The sequence below is a fragment of the Caballeronia sp. NCF2 genome (assembly GCF_023631205.1).
Classification (GTDB): domain Bacteria; phylum Pseudomonadota; class Gammaproteobacteria; order Burkholderiales; family Burkholderiaceae; genus Caballeronia; species Caballeronia zhejiangensis.
Window position 1 is genome coordinate 1 of record NZ_JALQDN010000080.1, and the last position, 22,431, is coordinate 22,431.

17 protein-coding genes and 1 pseudogene are annotated in these 22,431 nt (G+C 59.9%); 12 read left to right on the forward strand and 6 right to left on the reverse strand.

Annotated elements, in window-relative coordinates; genetic code table 11:
- Positions 1-22 precede the first annotated feature (22 nt).
- Complete coding sequence (locus tag NCS02_RS36510; protein WP_250508021.1) at positions 23-2,905, reverse strand: CheR family methyltransferase; 2,883 nt, start codon at positions 2,903-2,905, stop codon at positions 23-25.
- A gap of 1,157 nt (positions 2,906-4,062) precedes the next feature.
- Between NCS02_RS36510 and NCS02_RS30965 the strand changes: the two genes are divergently transcribed.
- Together NCS02_RS30965 and NCS02_RS30970 are read left to right on the forward strand one after the other, a co-directional pair.
- Positions 4,063-4,302 (forward strand): AbrB/MazE/SpoVT family DNA-binding domain-containing protein, encoded by a 240-nt coding sequence (locus tag NCS02_RS30965; RefSeq protein ID WP_250508022.1) that lies wholly within the window; start codon positions 4,063-4,065, stop codon positions 4,300-4,302.
- The gene (locus NCS02_RS30970) at positions 4,302-4,724 is read left to right on the forward strand and encodes a PIN domain-containing protein (protein WP_250508023.1); all 423 of its coding nucleotides are present in this window, start codon (positions 4,302-4,304) and stop codon (positions 4,722-4,724) included. Before NCS02_RS30965 ends, NCS02_RS30970 begins: the two co-directional genes overlap by 1 nt.
- A 308-nt stretch (positions 4,725-5,032) precedes the next feature.
- Here the strand turns inward: NCS02_RS30970 and NCS02_RS30975 are convergent, their stop codons facing one another.
- A complete protein-coding gene (locus NCS02_RS30975) occupies positions 5,033-5,314 on the reverse strand; it encodes a hypothetical protein (RefSeq protein WP_250508024.1) in 282 nt (93 codons plus the stop codon).
- A gap of 520 nt (positions 5,315-5,834) precedes the next feature.
- Between NCS02_RS30975 and NCS02_RS30980 the strand changes: the two are divergent.
- The 8 genes and pseudogenes from NCS02_RS30980 to NCS02_RS31015 all read left to right on the forward strand — a co-directional run bounded on the left by NCS02_RS30980 (position 5,835) and on the right by NCS02_RS31015 (position 12,904).
- A pseudogene (locus tag NCS02_RS30980) lies at positions 5,835-8,769 on the forward strand (Tn3 family transposase).
- A gap of 282 nt (positions 8,770-9,051) precedes the next feature.
- A complete protein-coding gene (locus NCS02_RS30985; RefSeq protein WP_250508025.1) occupies positions 9,052-9,579 on the forward strand; it encodes a hypothetical protein in 528 nt (175 codons plus the stop codon).
- 135 nt (positions 9,580-9,714) lie between these two features.
- A complete protein-coding gene (locus NCS02_RS30990) occupies positions 9,715-9,936 on the forward strand; it encodes a DUF3717 domain-containing protein (protein WP_250508026.1) in 222 nt (73 codons plus the stop codon).
- A gap of 20 nt (positions 9,937-9,956) precedes the next feature.
- Complete coding sequence (locus NCS02_RS30995; RefSeq protein WP_250508027.1) at positions 9,957-10,460, forward strand: hypothetical protein; 504 nt, start codon at positions 9,957-9,959, stop codon at positions 10,458-10,460.
- Positions 10,461-10,562: 102 nt separating this feature from the next.
- A complete protein-coding gene (locus NCS02_RS31000; protein WP_250508028.1) occupies positions 10,563-10,865 on the forward strand; it encodes a hypothetical protein in 303 nt (100 codons plus the stop codon).
- A 34-nt stretch (positions 10,866-10,899) separates the two neighbouring features.
- Positions 10,900-11,091, forward strand: coding sequence for a hypothetical protein (locus tag NCS02_RS31005; protein ID WP_250520352.1), 192 nt, complete (start codon positions 10,900-10,902; stop codon positions 11,089-11,091).
- 134 nt (positions 11,092-11,225) lie between these two features.
- Positions 11,226-11,924: a nucleoside 2-deoxyribosyltransferase gene (locus tag NCS02_RS31010; protein WP_250508029.1), complete on the forward strand. Its 699-nt coding sequence runs from the start codon at positions 11,226-11,228 to the stop codon at positions 11,922-11,924.
- Between the two features lie 47 nt (positions 11,925-11,971).
- Positions 11,972-12,904 (forward strand): tyrosine-type recombinase/integrase, encoded by a 933-nt coding sequence (locus NCS02_RS31015; protein WP_250508030.1) that lies wholly within the window; start codon positions 11,972-11,974, stop codon positions 12,902-12,904.
- A 109-nt stretch (positions 12,905-13,013) separates the two neighbouring features.
- Here the strand turns inward: NCS02_RS31015 and NCS02_RS31020 are convergent, their stop codons facing one another.
- The gene (locus tag NCS02_RS31020; protein WP_250508031.1) at positions 13,014-13,475 is read right to left on the reverse strand and encodes a hypothetical protein; all 462 of its coding nucleotides are present in this window, start codon (positions 13,473-13,475) and stop codon (positions 13,014-13,016) included.
- A 296-nt stretch (positions 13,476-13,771) separates the two neighbouring features.
- On the opposite strand from NCS02_RS31020, the gene NCS02_RS31025 reads away from it, so the two are divergent.
- Positions 13,772-14,083, forward strand: coding sequence for a hypothetical protein (locus tag NCS02_RS31025; protein WP_250508032.1), 312 nt, complete (start codon positions 13,772-13,774; stop codon positions 14,081-14,083).
- A gap of 339 nt (positions 14,084-14,422) precedes the next feature.
- The gene (locus NCS02_RS31030) at positions 14,423-16,672 is read left to right on the forward strand and encodes a hybrid sensor histidine kinase/response regulator family protein (protein ID WP_239294602.1); all 2,250 of its coding nucleotides are present in this window, start codon (positions 14,423-14,425) and stop codon (positions 16,670-16,672) included.
- Positions 16,673-16,822: 150 nt separating this feature from the next.
- Here NCS02_RS31030 and NCS02_RS31035 read toward each other — a convergent pair whose 3' ends face one another.
- Genes NCS02_RS31035 through imuA form a run of 3 tightly spaced genes read right to left on the reverse strand, consistent with a single transcriptional unit; the run spans position 16,823 to position 22,074 of the window.
- A complete protein-coding gene (locus NCS02_RS31035) occupies positions 16,823-19,966 on the reverse strand; it encodes an error-prone DNA polymerase (protein WP_250508034.1) in 3,144 nt (1,047 codons plus the stop codon).
- A 4-nt stretch (positions 19,967-19,970) separates the two neighbouring features.
- Positions 19,971-21,443: a Y-family DNA polymerase gene (locus tag NCS02_RS31040; protein ID WP_250508035.1), complete on the reverse strand. Its 1,473-nt coding sequence runs from the start codon at positions 21,441-21,443 to the stop codon at positions 19,971-19,973.
- Positions 21,367-22,074 carry a translesion DNA synthesis-associated protein ImuA gene (gene imuA / locus NCS02_RS31045; RefSeq protein ID WP_250508036.1) on the reverse strand — a complete coding sequence of 236 codons (708 nt, stop codon included), beginning with the start codon at positions 22,072-22,074 and terminating at the stop codon, positions 21,367-21,369. The genes NCS02_RS31040 and imuA overlap by 77 nt, the downstream gene beginning before the upstream one ends.
- Positions 22,075-22,431: the final 357 nt, after the last annotated feature.

Here is a 22,431-nt window from a genome sequence, read left to right on the forward strand (position 1 = left end):
CTTTGCCTGCATTATCGCCGGCTCAGGCCTCGGCTGGTCCACTTATCCCGCTGTCCGAATTCCCGCAGCCACCTCTTTTCGCTGCGTGCCAGCGTTCATCCTCTGCCCGTCCGGACTCTCTCGCCTTTGAGCGCTCACGAGCGGGAATGCCATCGGCAAGGTCTTCGGGCGTAAAGATGGCGTCGAGTGGCTGCCCCAGCATCTCCTCAGCACCGAAGCCGAAGATGCGTTTGGCGCCGACGTTCCAGCTGACGATGGTTCCGTCATCATCGAGCACAATGATCGCGAAATCATGCGTGGCGTGCGCCGCCAGTTTGAGCTTTTCTTCGCTGAGCCGTGCTTGATCTTGGGCAGATTTCTGTTCCGTTATGTCGATCAAGGCGAGGACCGCGCCATCGATGCGGTCGTCGTCGGTCCGATAGGGCAGCACGCGCGCGAGGAAGACGCGACCGTCCTTGCTTGCCACTTCCCGCTCCGTGCGCTTGAGCGATTCGAAAGCGGCGCGCAGGTCGGCGAGCATCTCCGGATAATCGAGTTGATGCGTGAGATGCTCGAGCGGCCGTCCGGTGTCGACAGTACGAATATTAAACAGGGTGTCAGCCGGCGCGGTATATCGCTTGATGTGCAGGGCGCGATCGACAAAAACAGTGGCGACGCCCACCAGCGCTATCAAGTTCTGCAGGTCGTCGCTGACGCGGGCGGACTCCTGGACCTTGGTCAGCAATTCAGAGTTCACCGTGACCAGTTCTTCGTTAAGCGATTGCAGTTCCTCCCGGCTCGCTTCCAGTTCTTCCGTCGCCGAGCGCAGCTCCTCATTCATCGCCTGCAATTCTTCGTTGGACGCGCGCAGTTGCTCGCTGGACGTATGCTGATTCTCCATCGAACTGCGCAACCGTTCTTCGCTTCCCTCTAGTGCCTCTCGCAAGGAAGCCAGCGTATCCGAGTCAAGTGGTGGAACCTGCTCGGGAACCGAATTGGGCAGTGGCGTCAATAGGTCGCACGTCACGGACACGAGAAACTCTTCGCGGGCGAGGTCCCGAAAAGGTCTGAACGAGAAGTCGACGGCGACCTCGCCCGAAGCCGTCATCAACGGAACCGACGCTTCGTGCTCAGGACGGGCTCGCGTCAGGCAACGCTGAATGGCATGCCGAACGCCAGCCTGGGCATCGTCCCTGACGATATCGAACAGATTCGCGACGCTCGCATGATGAACGTCCTCCGTCAGCTTATGGGCGCTTTTGGAGCGGTGCACGATTGTCCCGTCTGATCGCATGACGATGACCGGCGGGCCGAACAGATCGAGCGAGCGGGCATGGGTGGGTAGAGGTAGATTCGTCGCAAGCGGCACCGTAAAGAACGACTGGCCGCCAAAGACAAGCGATTTCTTCGGATCAACGTAGGAGAGCAAATGGCTGACCGTCGACACTGGCGCATTGGGCAGCGCCCGGTACATCTTCCGCTGCTTATCGACTGGAGCAAACAGTTCAGGAGCGAAGTCGGCTGACTCTGCGGTACCGAGGAAAAGGGAGCCTTCGTGAGGACGCAGCGAAAAGTAGAAGGTGTCGAGGACTTGCCGTTGCGCACGGCGATCCATATAGATCAACACGTTCCGGCAAGAAATCAGGTCGATCCTGGAAAACGGGGGATCACGAAGCAGATTGTGCGCGGCAAAAATGACTGTATCTCGGAGCGATTTGACCAGCCGATAACGATTACCGTCCTCATTGAAATACCGGTCCAGGCGCGCCGCCGAGATATCGTTCGCGATTGCTTTGGGATAGCACGCCGAACGTGCGATCGCAATGGCGCGTTCGTCGATGTCACTTGCGTAGACCGTGACATGGACCGGTCGCGGAAGCCGACGCACGGCTTCATCGAGCAATATCGCCACCGAGAATGCCTCCTCGCCCGTCGCGCATCCTGGAACCCAGGCTCGTACCTCGTCGCGTTCTCCCAAATTCTTCAACAGTGCGGGGATGACTGTGTGTTCGAGCGTGGCAAAGGCGTCCGGGTCGCGAAAGAAATTCGTGACACCGATGAGCAGGTCGGCCAGCAGCTTAGGTGTCTCGGCAGGCGTGTCATCGAGAAACGCTCGATAGGCCGCTGCCGTAGATAGACCATTGACCTGCATCCTGCGCTCGATGCGACGCACGATGGTGCCGCGTTTGTAATTGGAGAAGTCGTGATGCGTCCGTGAGCGGAGGATTTCCAGCACCTTATCGATTGCATCGGCTTGCGACACTAAAGGCGGAATTTGGCTTTCCGCGTCGTCGTCCGATGGTGCCGGAAGTTCAATCTCGGCGGCATTTTGAGCCAACGCGAGCACCCGGGGGATGATTTCGTTGACCGGGAGCACCAGGTCAATATGGCCAGTCGCGATCGCGTTGCGCGGCATGTCGTCATACTGGGCGTTATCGGGACGTTGCGCGATAGTCACGCCGCCCCGTTCACGCACGCGCGATATGCCGACGGATCCGTCTGTTCCCGATCCGGACAGAACGACGGCGAAGGAGCGTGCCCCGTGCGCATCGGCTAAGCTGCGGAAGAACACGTCGATGGAAGTCGGTGGCAGGCGCGGCGGTTCGGGTTCGCTCAGACGCAAGTAGCCATCGACCATCGATAGCAATTTACCCGGTGCAATGACATGGACCGTGTCTTTCTCCAGCGGGACGGGATTGCTGACTTGGACGACGCGAAGGCCAGTGACCCGTTGGATGACTTCATGCGCGTGGCTCGTGTAATCGGGCGACATGTGCAGTACAACCACGAACGCCACGCCAGGCGCCGGGGGCGCGGCTTCGAACAGTTGCAGAAGCGCCTGAACGCCGCCGGCGGAAGCACCGACGCCAACCACAGGGAAATTCGGTCCAGTGGCCTTGCCATGATGCTTCGCTTCTGCTTTCACGATCTTCCTCCGAAGCGTCGCTTGCGACCCTCTTAGAATTGCACCAATTCCTGCGCACCGAGCAGCCGAGCAGGTCGGGAGTGAGAACCAGTGTGAGATGCGGATTTGCACCACAACTGAAGCGGCGCGTTACCACATCATAGCTGGCGGCCGTGACAACAGCCCGCTGCGCCAACCGCGCACCGTCATTTGTTTTGGTAGCGGGCAGGGTATACGCGCATTAGCGGCAGTCTTTCCGTTCTGAACAATCGCGAAGAGAAACGCTGCGGATGTCGTCCGCCGACAGTTGTCGGGTCGTCACCGACCTTGTTCTGAAGATGCGAGCATTGCCACTCCTTCTGCCGCTTGTTCCGCCTCGAGCTCGATTCCTGCAGCACGCGTCGCTGTCGTCGTCTTGGCGTCCATTGCGGACATTAGTCGATGCTGGCTGACACGCGATAATGAGCGTTCGATTCTCTTCGGAGCACCAGATGCGACCCGATAACACAACGATACGAATGGGGGTCTTGCGACTGGTTATCTTGGGGGAGCGCGGATCGATGGTTTACGACTTTCGGGACGATGTTTTGCAATTAATTCGTGAGGCCGAAGCGACATACGGTTCGGACCCGATCGCGCGCAGCGGCCTCTGCGTCGCCCGATCCTATGCCGTGCTCGGGCGCCCTTTGCACGCGCTGAGGCGATTGGACGCAGTGCTGCGCCTGCCCGGGAGCAGCAACGGTTCTCATTTTCGCAAGAGGGCATTCGATTCCTTGGCTCGTTGAAGCTGCGCCGCCTTCATGGTCGCGCCGTTTCCCCCGAAAGAGAAGACCGCTCCCGTCGCGACCAGGAGGCGCCTCTCGACGATCGCTCGGCGCTACGGCGTACGCTGGCCGACGGACGTTTGGACGTCAGTTGGGCACTTGTAAGCGGCCCATGCCTGTCATCGGGCAGTTTCTGTCTGGAAAAAAGTGGTTTCAGAGACCCCAGTAAGCCGACCTACGAAACTGCCCGTTTGCCACAATGCCGCCAAGCGCAAGCGGACTCGCGCAGGTTCCTCTTTCGCCGCTGCTACGGCGACCGTGCGACATCCGACGGCGCGGGCGCGCACGCAATGGACTTGAGAGAAAGCCGGTGCGGATATACAATTCAAATGACGTGTATCCAAGGAGGCTACCATGCAGGTCGCGAAATGGGGTAACAGCCTTGCCGTGCGGCTGCCCGCAAGCGTCGTCGACGCGCTTGAGTTGAAGGAGGGCGACGACATTGAGATCTACGCTGACCGTTCCGGCGCGTTCTCGGTCAGCAAAAAGCCCACAGTCCCCGAGCGTATCGAGCGCCTGCGCAAGTATCGGGGACGTCTGCCCGCGGATTTCAAGTTCGATCGGGAATCACTCAGCGACCGGGATAGCGCTTAATGACGCAGCCAGCACCGACTCGTTTCGCCGTCGACAGCAACGTCATCGTCTATCTGTTTTCTGGCGACGTCGCGAAGGCTGACAGGGCTGAAGCAGTGGTGGCTGGCGGAAATTCCAAGCCAGTCATCAGTACCCAGGTCCTGAACGAGGTCACGCTTGTGATGAGCCGGAAGATGGGCCTATCGTGGCCTGAAATCGAGCGCATCTTAGACGACGTCGAAGTGCTTTGCGAAGTCGTGCCCCTGACGCTCGACGTTCATAAAGAAGCGCGCCGGATTGCAGCGTATTACGGATTTAGGTTCTACGATTCCTGCATCATTGCTTTTGCATTGCTCGCAGATTGCGAGGTGCTCTACAGCGAAGACATGCATCATGGTCAAGTTATCTTCGACCAGCTGACTGTGATTAACCCCTTTTCTTGAACGTTCTCAAAGCGACCGTACCATTGCTCGGACAAGGCGGGCATCGCGCAAAAAAGCGCTGCCTCGGAAGCGAGCGTGCTGAGCACGGCGGCTCCGTCTCGATAATGCAATTTAACATAACGCAATTTAACGCATTTTCATTTGCAGTCCTAAATTGATGACGGCAACGCGCAACGGGAAACGGGAAACGAGCGCGACGAACGCAGCGTCAATCATCGTACGTCGGGCTGGTGCCGCACAAACATCGGAAGCGTCTTCGCTAAGATGCCAGTCCCATGCGTGATGATCTGTTTCCTAGAACGCGCTTGTTACTGCAGGCGCGCCACGCTTGCCAGCGGCGACTGCCGGCCGCTAGTCGCGAACCGCTCCAGGCGCTCGCGCGCGTCGACATGCACGTAGCGCGGCGCACGTTCAAGGTGGCTGTCTGCTTGGCGCAGGATGGCCTCGAACGGTGGCGCATCGTCAGGTTCGAGCCGCCAAACCTGTTCGCGTTCCGCCCGCTGCAAGCAGCGCTCGAGCGCTGCTTCGGCGCGCGCATACACGACGACATCAGTGTCACCGTAGCCCGCGTCCTGAACGTAGTACGTCAAGTACACGAGCCGCACGAGCTCATTGATCAGATAAGCGCTCCCGGCTTTTCCCTTGCAGGCCACCTACGTCAGATGTTGAGCCAACGAGAGTTCGCGCGCCGCATCCGCCGGCATCGGAAGGAGCATCGCTTTGCTGAGCGGGCCGCTGGCTTTCCGGGCGGACGAGCGGATGGATTTTCGGTTCGCGTGACGCGTAGACATCGGAAAAAGCGGTCGGAGGGATATGACAGGTACTGCAATCAGTGTAGCAGAACCCTCGCGCACAGTTTCATAGGCGTGGACTGAGGTTGATTCACCGTGGAGTTTCTGCGGCGCGCGCCGTTGATCGCCCACCCGGCAAGGTCAGACAATACGACTGCCACCCGCGGCCGAACGCCGATTTCGGCAGCTCCCGACACCGCGTTCTGGCACCTTCCTTAGTCGCTGGTTCCGCAGTACCACTATCCCGGTTTCTACTGTGGCGCGGCTGATATTGCGTCGCTACCCTTGGCTGCTCTCAGCATAAAGTGCGGAGCTTCCGATGGAGCACTGGCGACTGGCATACCTCGGCGTTCGACACGTTCCGCGCGAGCTGAGCGAATTCGAACTGAACACGTTTTTCACGTTTTCCAGAAGTGAACTGGCTCGCATCGATTCGCGGCGCACTGATCTGTATCGGCTCTCCATCGCCCTGCACGTCGGCTTTCTACGGATGACTGGGCGACCGCTCGACTCGTACAAGCACATACCAACCGTTCTCTGGCGACATCTTGGCCAACAACTCGGTGTGCTGCCGCCCGAGGTCGGTACGCTCCGATCACTCTATGACGGTAACTTCAAAACATTGTCCGACCATCAGAGCTTCGCTCGGACAGTCATAAATTTTCGAGTCCTCGCCGAGCATCAGCGTCGATATGTCATTCGTTGGCTCAAGGAACAGCTCACAGGCCGACCTGAGCGCGGCCAATTGATGAACGACTTGAAGCGGTGGTTTTACGAACACCGGATCGTGATACCACCCGATCGGACGTTGAGACAGTTCGTCGTCCAGGCAGTGCATGACATCGAGGACTCGTTACGCGAGATGCTTGAACGAGCGTTCGGGGCGGACAGGTTGGCGAGCTGGGCGCGACTTCTTGGGCAGCCGCATAAAGAACATACAAGCTTGCAGCGTTGGCTTTGGGCTGTCCCGCTTCGCAACTCGACTCACCAGATGAGTGAAGTCCTCGACAAAATCAATCTTCTCACGATGCATGGCGTTGCCGACAGTTGGCCGGCTGAATGCAACGACGCCATCGTCCGCCACTATGCGCGTCGCTGCGCCAGCCGGCCATCCTCGATCAGCAAAAGGATCGAACCGCAAGGGCGAAGGCTGGAAGCAGCGTGCTTCATGCGTTATGCCCTTTGTACGGCGACCGACCACGTGCTCACGATGCTTCGCCGTTGGGTGCTGAAGGTAGTTCACGACGCATCGCGTGAAGTCGACGCCGCGCGCGTCGCAGCGGCCGATCAGCTTTACCAGTTTGCACTCGCCGTCAAAGCACTCGCGAACGATGAATCATTGTCGCGCGAAGGTCTTGGCAAGGAGCTTTGCGTGCTGGCAGATCAGGTTCTACATCCGCAGGCGCCCAACCGGCGTAGCCAGATCCGCCAGTGCTTGCTCCGAAAACCCTCACGCCCGCAATCTGCTGATGCGCGTAGTCCAATTGCCATTCGAGACCGAAGGCACCCATCCGGTGCTAGATGCGATCGCCCTGCTGCGAGGCCTCTACCGGCGTCACGCTTATCTCCTGCCCGACGGCGTGAGCATCCGACTTGGCCGTGCCGGGCGCGAGGCGATTGACGGATATGACCGTCTTAAGGCAATGGTGGCGTTCGAATGGGCGACGCTCTTTGCGTTACGCGTCGCGTTGCGCAATGGCACGATCTTCATCCGGCACAGCTTCTCGTTCCCCAGTCAGACCGATATGCTGATCCCGACCGAAGACTGGAAGCTGAAGCGCAATCATCTATATGGCCATCTCGGACTGCCTCAAGACGCGAACGAGTTCCTTGCTCCGGTCCTGGCGCACCTCGATCAACGTCTCAAATTGCTGGACGAAGCCGTTACGCACGGTGAGGTCAGGGCCGATACGGCGATACATCTCGATCCGCTGACGGCGCAGCCAGCAGATCTCGAGGCAGATCGACTGCGACGGACGATCTTCGAAGCTCATCCACCGGGTCAACTACCCGAAATAATCCTCGAGGTCGACAGCGCGACACGCTTCAGCTGGACCCTACTGGGACGGGAACCACGATCACGCACTGAGTTGCTGATGACCTACTCGGCCGTACTGGCGCACGGAACATCCCTATCGGCAGCGGAGATTTCGAGAATGGTCCCGGAAGTGTCGCCTGCCGCCATTCGCCAGATGATGAAGCGACTTGGGGACGAAAGAATGCTACGGCGGGCCGCCGATGCTGTACTCGAGTTCATGCAGGAGCATCCTATTGCGGCTCACTGGGGGCGTGCAGACCTCGCGTCATCGGACATGATGTCGCTGGAGACGACAAGGGCAGTCTGGCAGGCCCGGGCCGACCCGCGGCGGCGCACAGCATCCATTGGCATCTACACGCGCGTGCTCGATCGTTGGGGCGTCTTTTATGACCAACCTATCGTGTTGAATGAGCGTCAAGCGGGTGCCGCGATCGAAGGTGTCGTTCGACAGAGTGCCACCAAGGACATCGCTCTAATCGCAGTCGATACGCACGGGTACACGGATTTTGCGATGGGGGTCGCACGGGCGTTGGGTTTCGATCTATGCCCTCGCCTTTCACATCTCCGTGACCGTCGCATTCACGTACCGCGCAACTATGAGGTGCCCGCACAACTCTCCGCGATCACGGACCGCGATGTCAAACTCGATCGTATCGTAGACGTCTGGGATGAGTTCGTCAGGATCGTCGCATCCATCCGTTCCGGAAAGTGCACAGCAGTCGACGCCCTCACCCGCTTCGGCTCAGCAGCCAGAGGTCAAGCCGTGTACGACGGTGGTGTTCAAATCGGGCGACTTTTCAGAAGCATCTTTTTGATCGACTACTTCACCAACACGGCCTTCAGATCAGAGCTGCAACATGTGTTAAACCGGGGAGAAGCCGTGCACAACGTTCAGCGCGCGATTCATATCGGCAGAATTCCTATCGAGTTGGCGCGACGCCAGGAATCGCTCGAAGCAGTATCGTCGGCGTTGACACTGCTGTCGAACATCCTGATGGCTTGGAACACCACGCACATGCAAAGCGCCCTCGAGAACATGGAGGCGGCTAGAGGGCAGCCGCTGGAGACTGAACAGTTGAGACGGATCGCCCCGACTCATCTTGATGGCATCAACTTGCGCGGGACCTTTAACTTTCCGGTCGCACGTTATGCAAAGCGGATACTTCCTAGTCTGAGAAGTGACCTTACGGACCTCCCGACAAGTCGACAAGCTTGAAGCGAAATTGGTCCAACGGGCTTTCAGACGACCGATCCAGCTCGCGCATTGGAGGTTCCCGGTTTCGCAGCTTCCTCGTGCCTATGCGAACCCGCACGACCTTTTCGAGTCGCCCCGCATCGTTCGCAGGCGAACTGCCACTGCCGTGTCCAGAGGGTAGACAGCACGTCCTTGATTTTGAAGGAATTTTAATAAGGGCCGGGCGGCAAACCCTTGTCGCATCGAGACAAGGCTAACCGGAATTTTGCACAAAAATCAAAACCACACCTATAAGAGGGATATATGTCCAAACTCGATGGCGCAATTATTTACGTCGAACTAGAACGCGCCGAAACTGGCCGCGTCGAAATTTACTCGCGCGAAGCGACGAAGGAAGAGGCGCTGCGGATGCTTGAATCCGCGAGCAACGACAGGCGAGCAATCGAGGACGATCTTGCCTCGCGCGTCGCAGCGGAGGTCAAGGGCGACCTGCTCTGCGCAGGCTACTTCTTCGTCGAGGGCGGCAAAGACGCGCACGAGGATGTGGCGTTCCCGATTGTGCACGCGGTCGCTGCTATCAGCGAGCATTTCGGCGTCGACGCCGAGACGTTGGACCGCGCGCTAGAACCCGCGAACGTGGCCGCGCTCAGTTCCGCGAGGGACGCGGAACTGGCGTCGTTCATTAAAGACCATCCGGAAATCTTAGCCGGCGCCGAAGGCATTGCGCGAAAAGCACGGAAACGCACAGGCTGCGTTGGCTGCGGAACTGGCTCTCGAGTTGCAGGGCGAAGTAAGGCACTAGCACCGTGCCGCCCAACGCTCAAGGCCTAATGAGCGTTGGGTGACGCCCGCGCGTCCGGCCATTGGCCACTCGCCCGACAAACCATCACCGCCGCCGATCGCTGAAAAAGCGAGGGGCGACGAAGAGTATCATCCGCGTTTGACCGAGCAACGGCAGCCAGCAGGATGAACGAGTACACGATCACTGATATTGAGAACGCAATTAACTCTTGGCGATCCCGCCAAGCGGCGACGGATGACTTCCCCGTCTGCCCAAGAGCAAGGGTACTGGCCGACGTGTATGGAGCGATGATCTATCATCAACGAGAGCGCGTCGACGCGAGAAATCTGACGGCGGAACAAAACGAAGCGATAGGTCTTGCGCTCGCCCAGAAGGAACTCTTCTAATCCCAACGGGAGGGGCGAAAATGTCGAACGATGATAAAGCTTTGGTATGGGTCGACGCGGAGGCCGGAGGCGGTCGCGTCGAGATCTATTCGCGAGAGGTATCAAAGGCGGACGCGCTGCGCATGTTTGCTTCAGCCAGCAGCGACACGCGAGCGTTCGAAGAAGACCTCACCGACTGGGTGGCAACGGAGATAATCGGCGACGTTCTGTACGCTGGCTATTTCTGCCCTAAGAGCAAAGGCTTGGACGAGGAAAAGCAAGTCTCGTTCGCGCGCGTACATGCTTGCGACGCTATCAGCAAGCATTTCAACATTGACGCGGGAGTCCTTGAAAGCGCCTTGCGGCCAGAGAATCTGGCAGAGTTGGCCGCGGCACGGGATGCAGAGATCGCATCTCTGGTCCATGATCTTCCAGAACTTACGAAGGACGCCGAGGCCGTGCGAGAAAAGCATGCGTCGGTGCAAGCGGCTCTTGCCGAAGAGCTTGCGAAGGCGATCGCTGCCGGCAAAATTACGTCCCACTGAGCATCCAAGACGCGTCAGGCGCTGCCTTGACAATACTGTCGCGTCCGTACCCTAGGTAGTGAGCCGAGTATCCTGCTCGGCCGCTACCGATGAAGAAATTGGATGGCTTTTCGTATCGACCCCTCGTCCATAGCGTTCCTAGAAACCCGCCGTGGCATCAACGCGACCGCGACGATCCTGTCTGACGAAGGCGTCAAAATCGGCGAAGTCGACGATATAGCGGAGAGAATCGTCGCAGATGTCACGTTCGTATCGGCGGCCGCCCGTTCGGCGTTCGTTGGAGAGGCGCGGCGTGTAAATCCCGTGGTCTTCGGTCGAACCGACCACAACGACGATATCTATGCCTCGGAGTACGCACGAGCGCTTCTTGCGACAGCGGAACAAGTCCTGTTGACTCGCATCTGACCGGTCAAAGCAGCCACTACGTCGACACAGTCCAATGCATGTGGGCGTGCTTTCGCCGATGCTCAGCCTGCCGTCGTTTGCAGTAGATCGCGCGCCAAGCCGAGCATTCCGTCGGCGATGCTGCCCGAATTCGCTCGTTGAGCAGGCGGCCGCCGCTGCCGGTTCGCTTCAAGATCAGGCTGAAACGCTGCGCGCGACGATGGCCGTCTTCAAGACCGCCGCCTGAGCGGCCGTCACGCGCACTCGCAGTGACTTGACTTCGCGGGGTTATTGGTAAGCTCATAGACGTTCCAATAGCCCTGCAGTCGAAGCCACAAACCGATGCCCAGAAGAAATCCGACGAAGTCGCAACGCGCCGTGATGGATCTGCTCGATCAGGGGTTACCGGTTGAGCAGATCGCAAACAGTCTCGGCAAGAGTGCCTTGGCCGTGAAGAAGCAGCTAAACCGAATCAAACGCCGGGTCCGTGAAGGAAGGATCGACCCTTCGCCTCTGCCGATAGAGCGCGCCGCGAGCGAGCCGCGCATCTACCTCGCGGGCTTCGATGTCTTCCGTCGCGACGCGAAGGAACACGGCGAACGCCTGAAGCAGCTCTGCCGCGATCGTGGCTTCGTTGGGCTTTATCCACTCGACGGACAACTGCCCTCCTCGCTCCAACGGCAAGACGCTGCTCGATGGATATATGCCGCGAACATCGAATTGATCCGGTCGGCCGATATCGTGATGGCGAACCTCGATGACTTTCGCGGGTCCGGCGAACCAGACAGCGGGACGGCTTTTGAAGTTGGCTACGCGGCCGCGCTCGGGAAGCCGGTATGGGCGTATCGATCCAACGAAGGGACGCTGGCTCAGCGCGTTGAGGCAGCGGCGACAGGAAGCAACGGCGCTTACTGTGCTGGCGGCTATCTCATTGAGGACTTCGGTCTGAGCGTCAACCTGATGCTGGCGTGTTCCGCGCAGCTCGTTGTCGGCGGACCGGGCGCTTGCCTAGACGCCATTCGTAGCGAGGTCGACCAAGTTACCCCCCGCGTTGGTGGCTCGGGGTTGGCGAAGCGTTAGCTTCGCTGTAGGGTTTGGGTTGAGCAAACTTCAGTATATCGATTTCCATGCCTGATGATACTTGGCTTCTTGCCCCCGAAGACGCCTACGCCCAATGGCAGCGTGAAGAAGCGACGGGCGCGGATCGCCGCTCATTTGCTGACCAGTCGATCGTGCAGCACCGTTCGATGTTCTCGCGCTTCAACGACTATCTGATTGCGCACGGCGCGACAGTGGCGAGCTTCGGGGCGGACCATATCGATCGATTCTTCGCGGAACTCGCGCAGGACTGCGCGCCCGGCACGACGACTTGCCTGCGTTACCTGAAGCTAATTGACCGGGTCACGCGTCACCTCGTGAACATCGAACTGCGCACCGATAATCCGGCCGCGCTGATGTTAGTCAACGAGACCTGGCCACAAGACGAGCCGACGCCGATCTATCTTTCACTGGAAGACGATGCACGGCTACAAGCGGTGTGCGTTGCAACCAAAGGCGCGGCGTTCAAGGATCTTCGAAACACCGCGATCGTGGCGCTGTTTCTGGCGTCAGGGGTCACGGCCGCCGAACTTAGGCAGTTGCGCGTCGACGACCTTGATATGCATGGCGAGCGCCCTACTGTCCTCGTCGACAAGCACGGGCCGCGGATTGCACGACGGGTTCCAATCGATGCCTTCGCTATCGACGTACTGCGCAGCTATCACGAAGCGCGCAGCCGCATTCAGTCGCCAACGCAATGGCTGTTCATCGCCACGGCGGGCGGCAAGCCTATGCAGCCGGATACGATGCTGAAATGTGTCCGCGTAGCGCTACGCCGTGCGGACTTGTCGGCCGCCGACGAGAGCCCGCGCTTACTCAGAAACACCTTCGGGCGTCGGCACATCCTCGCCGGCAAGACCAACGAGCAAGTGAGCAATCTCATGGGCTTGTCGAGCCATCGAACGGCGACTCGCCTTCGTCAAACACTTGGGTCGTGCGAGGCGTCCGAAGCACAGGCTTAGTGGCTTGCGGCCGGCGTCGGTCACAACCGATGATCGGACTTTATAACGCGCATGTCCCTGTCACCCGGTCCGTGCAGGATCAGTACGTTGATCGGATACCGGCATCGCGTCAACGCTTGCCAGATGCTTTGTCACGGTCTTCCTGCGAGCCCAAACGACCGTTCGACTCGGCGCGTCGAGCCGGCGCACGCGTCACGCTGGAACCACCCTTGAGCCATCTGTCAACGGCTATATAGCGGGCGGATGAGAACTCGACCATCTTATGTACCGCTTCAGCCGTCTGTAGTTGTTGCGCGATTTCGGGAGGGATTTCCCCACAGGCGATTAACACGCCCTTTCCGCTAATTGCCTGCTCTATCGTCTTCCCACGAAAGGAAAGACGTACGCGAAACGACGGCTGCTCATCGGCGTCTGGCGAGTATGCAACGTCAAGCGTCGAGTCCGCAAAGTCGGTCCACAATTCGACGAGTCCAGGGTGCGCACTGCCCGTCAGCTCCGATGCACGGTCGAACCCATCATTCACCTTGGTTATGGACCGGCTGTCGGGGTCAATCAGGTAACACAGGAACATGTCGCCTCCGGCACTTGGACGTCCATCTCCGAATCGCGTGAGCTCACTGCGTTCGTTGAATGGGTTGCTGGCCCGACCCAAGGACGCCAGCCACACGGTCGGCGGGAGCACACAGCGCGCCGTGTTGCTGATCTCCGCTTTAAGCATAGGAGCAAAAATGAGCCCTGAGCGCGGCTTTCGCGTTCGCCAGACCAAAAACGCGATGGGGATGAGGCGAGACTCGTCACCAAGATCCAGGAGTCCGCTGTGGCATCCGCCGCGCGTCAATTTCAAGAAAGCATTTCAGAGCGAAAAGGATGAAAGCGACAATTTGGGGACATACACGGCTGCCGGACGGGCATCAGGAGATTCATCGCTTTGCTTTCGAACTGCACGACGGAAGTGCGGCTCCGCCCGTCCGCGAGTCTGTTTCTTTGCGCACCGCTCGTGTTGTCGTCGCACATCTACAAGATGGCAATGCATTGATCCAGATGTTCCGAGCCATCGTGAATAGCGAGCCGGCGGACTACGGTCATTTGGTCGGACAGACCTTTAAGGATGATTTCATCGAAAATGGTCCGAGCGATCGCGTCTATGAATCGCACGAATGGCGGAACGCCGATCGCTGACGCCGGGACATTGACGTTCGGACCGCGAGGCGCTTGTCGGCCATGAAGCGCCACTCGTCTTGCACGTCGCCATAATGCCCGCATGGCCGGTATCGTCAGCAAGCCGCCCTTCAACCAGCGCAACTAAGTGCTCTCGGGCGACCGTCTGAGCGAATGGGCGGAACTGCCCCTTCACGCAGACGAGCGACGAAGCGGCTGGTGACACAAAAATCGTTGAGCGGCTTGGTGGAGCCGCCATGTAGCGCGCGCTACGGGGAGAGGCTGCTAGTGGGCCAATGGACTGAGGGCCACCGTATAGAATGTGAGGCCTTCTCGCCCCTTCGTCGAGTCGGCTCTTGAATGCCACAACGACAGACACTACAGAGCTCCCAAGGAGAGACCAACCTAATCGCCAGGTCTCATTTTCGCCTGACGCGCAAGGTGTTGATCTCCGCACTTACATTGACTGTCATCGGTCCATGCATTTTTCTCGCTGTTGTTGGGTGGGAGGATTGGCAGGATCGCTTGCTCGCTGCGCGCGATACAACTGAGCGTTCCACGTACATTGCCGAGGAGCACGCGCAAAAGGTATTCGACATAGATAGTGCCTTGGCAGCGCGAGTCCTCGACACGCTGCAGGAGCACAGCCGCGTCGCTTTCGTTCGTGATGAGCGTAACCGAGGCTTCTACGAATACCTCAGGCGCCTAGTGAACGGCTATTCGCAGGTCGACGCGTTGTCAGTTTGGACGGCCGATGGGCGACTAGCTGCGACGAGTGTTGCCTATCCGACGCCCGATTTAAGCATTGTCGATCGCGCTGACTTCCGTGACGCAAGCGCAAACCCGACCAAGCTGTACGTATCTGGCCCGTTGAAGGGGCGAGTGACCGGCAATGCAACGTTTAACGTCATGAAGGGTGACGTCCGCGCGGACGGAATGTTCGCCGGCGTTGTGTCGATCTCCATGTCAGCGGCGTACTTTGAGAATTTCTATAGTCAGCTAGCGGATGACAACCCAATTACCTTCGGCTTAATCCGTGGCGACGGTGCGGTGCTTGCCTGGGCGCCCCGTGCGGCCGCTCGACCGGAACGGATCTCGAGAGACACTCCCTTCTACCGCATGCTTTCCAGTGGTCGCGATGCCGGCATGGTGAGGATGGTCTCGAGCGTTGACGGCGAGGAAAAGGTGCTGGCGTTCAGGCGCGTAGGAAACTACGACGCGTTTGTCACCTCGGGGATCGCGATCAGTTCGCTCCGGTCGTCGTGGTTCGTACAATTTCTGAGAGTGGCCTTGGCAACGGCCGTGCCGTCAGCGGCGCTGCTCTTCCTCTTGATTTTTTCACTGAGACGACTCGGACGTGAGGAACGACTGTGGCGGCTGGCGGAAGAGCAATCGGCCATGCGTTCGTCGGTCGAATCGGCCGCGAGGGAAAGCCAACGACTAGAGACGCTTGGCAACATGGTTGCCCTGGTGGCGCACGACTTCAATAACCTCCTTATGGCGATCCTAGGGTACGCCCATGCTGAGGCCCGGGCCAATCCCAAAGGCGGCAGCAGCGCAACGAAGGGAATTGTCGATACGGTGCAACGAGGGCAACGTCTCACCAGACGGCTACTGTCGGTCTCGCGCAAGCAACCAGTACGGCCGGAGACGGTCGATCTTGCTGACTCATCTAGCGCTATTGCGCTACTGCGCTCGGCAGTTGGAGAAGGAGTCGTGGTCGTACTCCAAGTCGAGCAGGGACTCTGGAACATACACGTCGACCGGGCGGAGTTCGAGCTAGCGCTTCTTAATATCGCAATCAACGCGCGCGATGCCATGGCAGGACGGGGCCGGCTGCTGCTCGAAATGACGAACGTCGGCCCATCGGGAAATGAGCTCGGCTCGCCGTTAGGAACCGAGTTCGTAAGGATTGCGTTGACCGACAACGGCAAGGGTATTGATCCTTCAACGGTGGAACGGGCGTTCGAGCCCTTCTTCTCGACCAAGCCGCCAGGGCAAGGTACCGGGCTGGGGCTGTCTCAGGTACAGGCGTTCTGTGAGTTGTCGGGGGGACATTGCAGTATCGCTGCCGCTGCTGGAGGCGGCACAGTCGTTAGCTTGTTTCTGCCTCGGGCTCGATGTCGCAGCACCCAAAAAGAAAGTCGTTCCGCCGACAGTCCGATGCCCGACAAGCCGTTCGAAAGCATCAACCTGCTCGTCGTTGAAGACGACGAAATGGTCGCCGACGCGCAAGCAGCGATGTTCTCGGCGCTTGGGTACGAAGTATCGCTTGCATCGACTGCGGATGAAGCGTACCGGCTGCTGCAGCCTCCGCATGACTTCGACGCGGTGATCTCGGATGTACAAATGCCTGGCCATATGACTGGGATTGATCTCGCCGAACATCTTCAGCAGAGCCAGCCCGAGTTGCCGCTGTTGATGCTGACCGGCTTCGTTGACCAGGCTGAACGTCTGCGCCAACTGGGCGTGACTGCGTTCCTTAAACCGGTAGTAGACATAGGCGCCCTCGACGAGTGGCTTCGACGAAGAGTCGACACAGCATTGCGACGGACGGACACTGCGATGAAAAACAACAGCAAACCACACGGACTGACCGGCCAGCGCTAGGCAGCCCATTCTTGGGTGGTTGCGTTCGAAAGTTCGGCCCGCAAGGGAGCCCACACCCAGTTTGATGGCTTCTAAGCCTCAACAGCGGCCAGTCGCGAAAGGTGGCTGTGAGCGTCGCTTAAGGGTCGATCTTGGTCAGCGGTGCCAAGTTCAGTGAAAATTTCGGCTCGACGTGGCCAAGTTGCCAAGGAGCGCGGTCATGTCAACGAGTCGATTTGCGACAAGGTGCTTTACTTCGCCTTCCTTCTGCCACACGCCGTACACGCCAAGCAAAGATGCGCCGAGCGCTTCCTTCCTGAACTTTTCGACCAATGACGGCCAAACGATCACATTGATCTGGCCGGTCTCGTCTTCTAGCGTGATGAATAACACTCCGTTTGCTGTGCCCGGACGCTGACGCACGGTGACGATCCCGCATGCCTTCGCAAGTCGCCCGTTCGGATAGGTGGCGAGCTTCGAGGCTGCGGAGATCTTCTTCTCGTTGAGACGTTCACGCAGCAAGGCAAGCGGGTGCCGATTCAATGTCAGGCCAGTCGAACGATAGTCGCTGACGATCTCCTGCGCCTCGTTTGGCGCGGCGAGCAGCGGCAGTTCCTCATCGCGCGCCGTTGCGCGCAACAAGTCTTTGTCGGGCACGGCCGCTACCGCCTGCCAAAGCGCTTCTCGCCGATTGCCAGAAAGCGCGGGAAGAGCGTTCGCGTCCGCAAGCAACTGCAGGTCACGACGATCGAGGCGTGCTCGGTTGGCAAGGTCGTTGACCGACTCGAAAGGACGTACTGCTCGCGCGGCCTCGATGCGAGCGGCTGATTCGTCCCGCATGCCGCGAATGAGCGACATGCCAAGCCGCACTGGCGCCATTGAACCATCGCCTTCAAGAAACGAATCCCAGTTGCTTATCGTGACGTCGATCGGCAGCACGCGGACCTTATGGCGCTTTGCGTCTTGCACAAGTTGTGAGGGCGAGTAGAAGCCCATCGGTTGGCTGTTGAGCATCGCGCAGAGAAACGCCGCCGGTTCATGGCACTTGAGCCAGCAGCTCGCATAGACGAGGAGAGCGAAACTCGCCGCGTGGCTTTCCGGAAAGCCGTATTCGCCGAAGCCTTGGATCTGCGCGAAGATCGATTCAGCGAACTCGCGGTCGTAACCACGATCGAGCATGCCGCTCACGATGCGGTCGTAATAGTGCTGCAGGCCGCCTTTTCGTTTCCACGCGGCCATTGCGCGACGAAGCTGGTCGGCCTCGCCGGCGGTGAAGCCTGCCGCGAGCATCGCGACCTGCATCACCTGCTCCTGAAAGATCGGCACGCCCAGCGTGCGAGCGAGCGCCGTTTCCATCTCGGGTGAGGGGAACGACACAGCTTCCAGTCCTTGCCGCCGACGCAAGTACGGATGCACCATGCCGCCTTGCACCGGGCCCGGCCGCACGATCGCGACCTCGATCACGAGGTCATAGAACTGGCGCGGCTGCAGGCGCGGCAACATGCTCATCTGAGCACGGGATTCGATTTGGAACACACCGACGGTATCAGCGCGGCAGATCATCTCGTATGTCTTCGCGTCTTCTGCCGGAATGTCCTGCAATTCAAATGGCTCGCCGCGCTGCTTGGAAATCAGGTCCAGCGTGCGCCGGATTGCTGACAGCATGCCGAGTGCGAGCACGTCGATCTTCAGAAGCCCAAGCGCCTCGAGGTCATCCTTATCCCACTGAATCACGCTGCGATCGACCATCGCGGCGTTTTCGATGGGAACGAGCCGCGAGAGCTTGCCGCGCGCAATGACGAAGCCGCCCGTGTGCTGCGACAGGTGACGCGGAAAGTTCAGCAGTTGCGACGCGAGGCTCGCCCACTGCTGGATGATCGGCGTCGACGTGTCGAGGCCGGATTCAACGAAACGATTGAGCAGGTCAGCGCTGGAATCAAACCAGTGGTGCGACTTGGCTACCTTGTCGACGATGATCGGATCGACGCCCAGCGCTTTTCCGGAATCCCGCAATGCAGACTTCGGACGGTAGGTCGTGACGGCGGCCGCGAGCGCCGCGCGGGTGCGCGTGTACTTGCGATAGATGTACTGGATCACTTCTTCGCGCCTCTGGTGCTCGAAGTCCACGTCGATGTCGGGCGGCTCGCCGCGCTCCTTCGAAATGAAGCGCTCGAACAGCATGGAGCTGCGTGCGGGGTCGACTTCCGTGACGCCCAGGCAGTAGCAGACCGCAGAGTTCGCCGCTGACCCGCGTCCCTGACACAGAATTCCCTCGTTGCGTGCGAAGCGCACAAGGTCGTACACGGTCAGAAAGTACGGCTCGTACCGAAGCTCGGCGATGAGCGCGAGTTCGTGCTCGATCTGCGTCTGCACCTTGTGCGGGATACCCTGTGGAAAGCGTCGATGCCCGCCGATGTACGTTTCCTGTCGCAGGTAGGCGGTCGGCGTCGTGCCTTCTGGGATCAGTTCGTCCGGATACTCGTACCGCAGTTCATCCAACGAAAACGTGCAGCGATTGGCGATCGTCAACGTCTCGGCCAGCGCCCGCTCGGGGTAGAGATTCGCGAGCCGCAGGCGGGCGCGCAAGTGCTGCTCGGCGTTCTGCGCGAGCTCAAACCCGCATTCGGCAATCGACCGGTTCAAGCGCACGGCTGTCAACGTATCGTGCAGCGGCTTGCGCGACCGCACGTGCATGGTGACCTTGCCGGTCGCGACGACCGGAACGCTATGTTGATCTGCGACGTACTCGACGATGCCGCGGTGAATATCGTCCATCGCGCGGGCGTGGAGCGTCAGCGCCGCCCAGCAGCGGCCCTCAAACGTCCGCGCTAGCCATTCCATCTGCGCATCGAGTCGTTCCTCCTTCGCCGGATACTCGGGCGAGAGGATCACGAGACAGTCCGGCAGACCCTTCAGGTGTTCATACGGCGCTTCCGGCCGCGCGAGATCGTTGGGGGTTAGGAGGTAGGTGCCCTTCGACGTGCGCGTGCGTGCAAGCGTGATCAGTTCCGACAGATTCCCATAGCCATTGCGGTTCAAGGCCAGCGCCGTGAAGGCGAGGGCAGGCCTGCCGTCGGCATTCGTCAACTGGAAATGCGCGCCGACGATGAGCCGGATATTTGCTTCCTTCGCGGCAACGTGCGCGCGCACGATGCCCGCGAGCGAGCATTCGTCAGTGATGGCGATCGCAAGATAGCCGAGCTGCTCGGCGCGCAGAATCAGTTCTTCCGAATGCGAGGCGCCGCGCAGAAACGTGAAGTTGGAGAAGCACTGCAACTCGGCGTAGCCGGGCAGCATGGAGGTGTACACGTCCATCGCTTCACCCGAAGAGGCCGTGCAGAAACCATCGAGGATCTTCTTCGGCGCGGCTGCCGACGCGCTCCCGGTAGATCCAGTAGCAGGTGTGATCGTCGGCTTCCGCGACAAAGTAATCACGCGTGACGAGCTCGCCACCCCACCATCCCGCTTCGACGCGCTCACCGGGCGATACCGTTCGCAACGGACTACCGTAGAACGGGCGGTGCTGGCGCGTCATTAACTGAATCGGCGTCTCAAGCAACCACGAGGGGCGCGGCTGATCGCCGGGCAGGGCACAGCCTTTGACGTCGCTCGTCACCGGAACCCAGTTCGAGACGATCTCGGGCCGATGGTCGGCCACTGGTGCGGCGCACAAGACGTTCTCATGTCCAAGACGCGCGACGAGCAGCTCCATCAACCGGTTATGATCGGCGGCGCTGCCGCCTGGCTCGGGGAACAGCGTGTCGGACGGCGGCTCGGCGGCTTCGACGTCGTTGACTTCGAGACGCACGGCGATGACCGCGGCCGCCAACTCGACGCGTCCGAGTCGTTCTTTGAGCAAGCGCGTCAGGTGTTCCTCGTGCCAAGTTGGTTCCGCGAGCGCCACCTCAATCGTCGTTGGCGGCAACGCCGCGCGCCCGCGCTCATGTTCTAGTTCGATCGAGAAGCGCGTCAGCGCCAGTTGCTTGCTGGCGAGCCAACCGGTCAATTGCACGATAAGCCGCCGAGCGACAAAAAGGACGGCTTCCGCATGCTCGACGCGATCGGGCAATTCGATACGTGCGTTGAAGGACGGCGGCGTCTGGACCCATTCGTAGAGTTCGGGTGCATCCCCAACGGCGCGATCGAGCGTATCCAGTAGCGCCGTGCCGCAGCGCTTTTTCAGACCGGCGCGCGGCAAGCGCCGCAGGTCCGCGACGCTCGTGCATCCGAGGCCGTCGAACCAGTCTGCGTAGCGTCGCGCTTCCAACACCAGCAGGGCGGGCAAGCGCGGCAATTGACGCATCAGCGAGCGAATGGAAAGTCGGCGGCCGCCGCGGTAGCGGGCCATGAGCCATGCGCTCTGGCCGGTGGGCGCGACGCTCATCCGCACCGTGAAGCCGAAGGCGGCGAGCGAGTCGCGGATTGCTCGTCTGAGCGCGCGAACGCCACCGAATAACCGCAAGCTCGCCGACACGTCGACCATGACCGTCTGCTCCTCAGCGATCGACACTTGCGGACTGAACTGCATGAGGGCGGTGGCCACGTCCGCGACGGCCTGCTGCTCCTTCAGTTCGTCTTTGTCGTGAATGCGCGCATCGGGCGCGAGCGTGAGAACGCCGCCTTTGCGCATGCCTACGCGAACGCCTGCCTCGTGCGCTGCCTGATCGAGCGCGACGACACGCTCGTGATCGAGCACGACCAGGCCGGAAGTCGTCTCACTCGTGGACGACCAGCTCGGCTGGAAGACTTCTCGGCTGAGGTGCGGCAGATACACGCCGATCCACACTTGCATGGCGATTCAACAGGATAGGCGAATGGGTCAGTCCAACGACAAGCGGCTCGTCACGCGCTGGCCCTCGGCGCTTGACGAATTCCAATGAAACGCTGTCGCGCGCAGGGCGCACAGCAATGCGAAGCGGGGCAGGCGAGGTGTCGCTCGCGGCAGCCAACGGCCGGACCATGAAGAACAGCGACTCGCTCGTTTGGGCGGCAAGGTGCAGGCGGCGTAGGGCTTCGGGCCGGACGTGCATTTGCCAGAAGAGCAACGCGCCGAACGTACCCGCGCGAAGGATCTGCTCGCCCGCCCAAAGTGCATCGGCGGTCTTCTGGGCGCGCACGACGTTGATAGACGTCTCAGGCAGGTCCCAGTACGCCGCTGCTTCGGGTTGAAAGCGATGAGGCGGCTGCAGGAAAGCAATGCGCCGTTGGGCGACAGCCTTCAGCGCCGGCAGCAGCAATCGCATCTCACCTACACCCGGCTGCTGCACCAGCAGGTCGGTCAGTGCGCCCTTGGGCCAACCGCCACCTGGGAGTTCTGCCGCGAGCGTCTCAGATCCACACGGCACGACGTTCACGCGAGCAGAGGCCAGCTGCGAGCCTCGCCACAAACTTGGATGAATATCTACGAGGGCTATCGCTCCCATGTCGAACCCCGCACTGTATATTTGTACAGTAGTCTACAGGAAGGAGCGGCGTTTGGTAGCCGGGGAGCGGAGTAACGCTTTTCAACGCGAGTAACCGTGTCGCAGGAAAACGTCAGTCTAAATTGCCGAATCGGTAGGACTTACTTTATCCGACGATCGGTTTTCCCGCCGCGAGGAAGGTGGTAGCCGCTCGTCCAATTGCCAATGTTGGAACAAAATTCGAGATGGCGGCCGCGGCCAAGAACTTATCGTAGCAAAGCGCCCATTCGGCAAAACGAATTTCACCCTCCGCTAACGATTGCGAAAAGGCGGCCTGTCTCTCGCAAACGTTTACCCTGTGTAACTAATTGTTGCAAA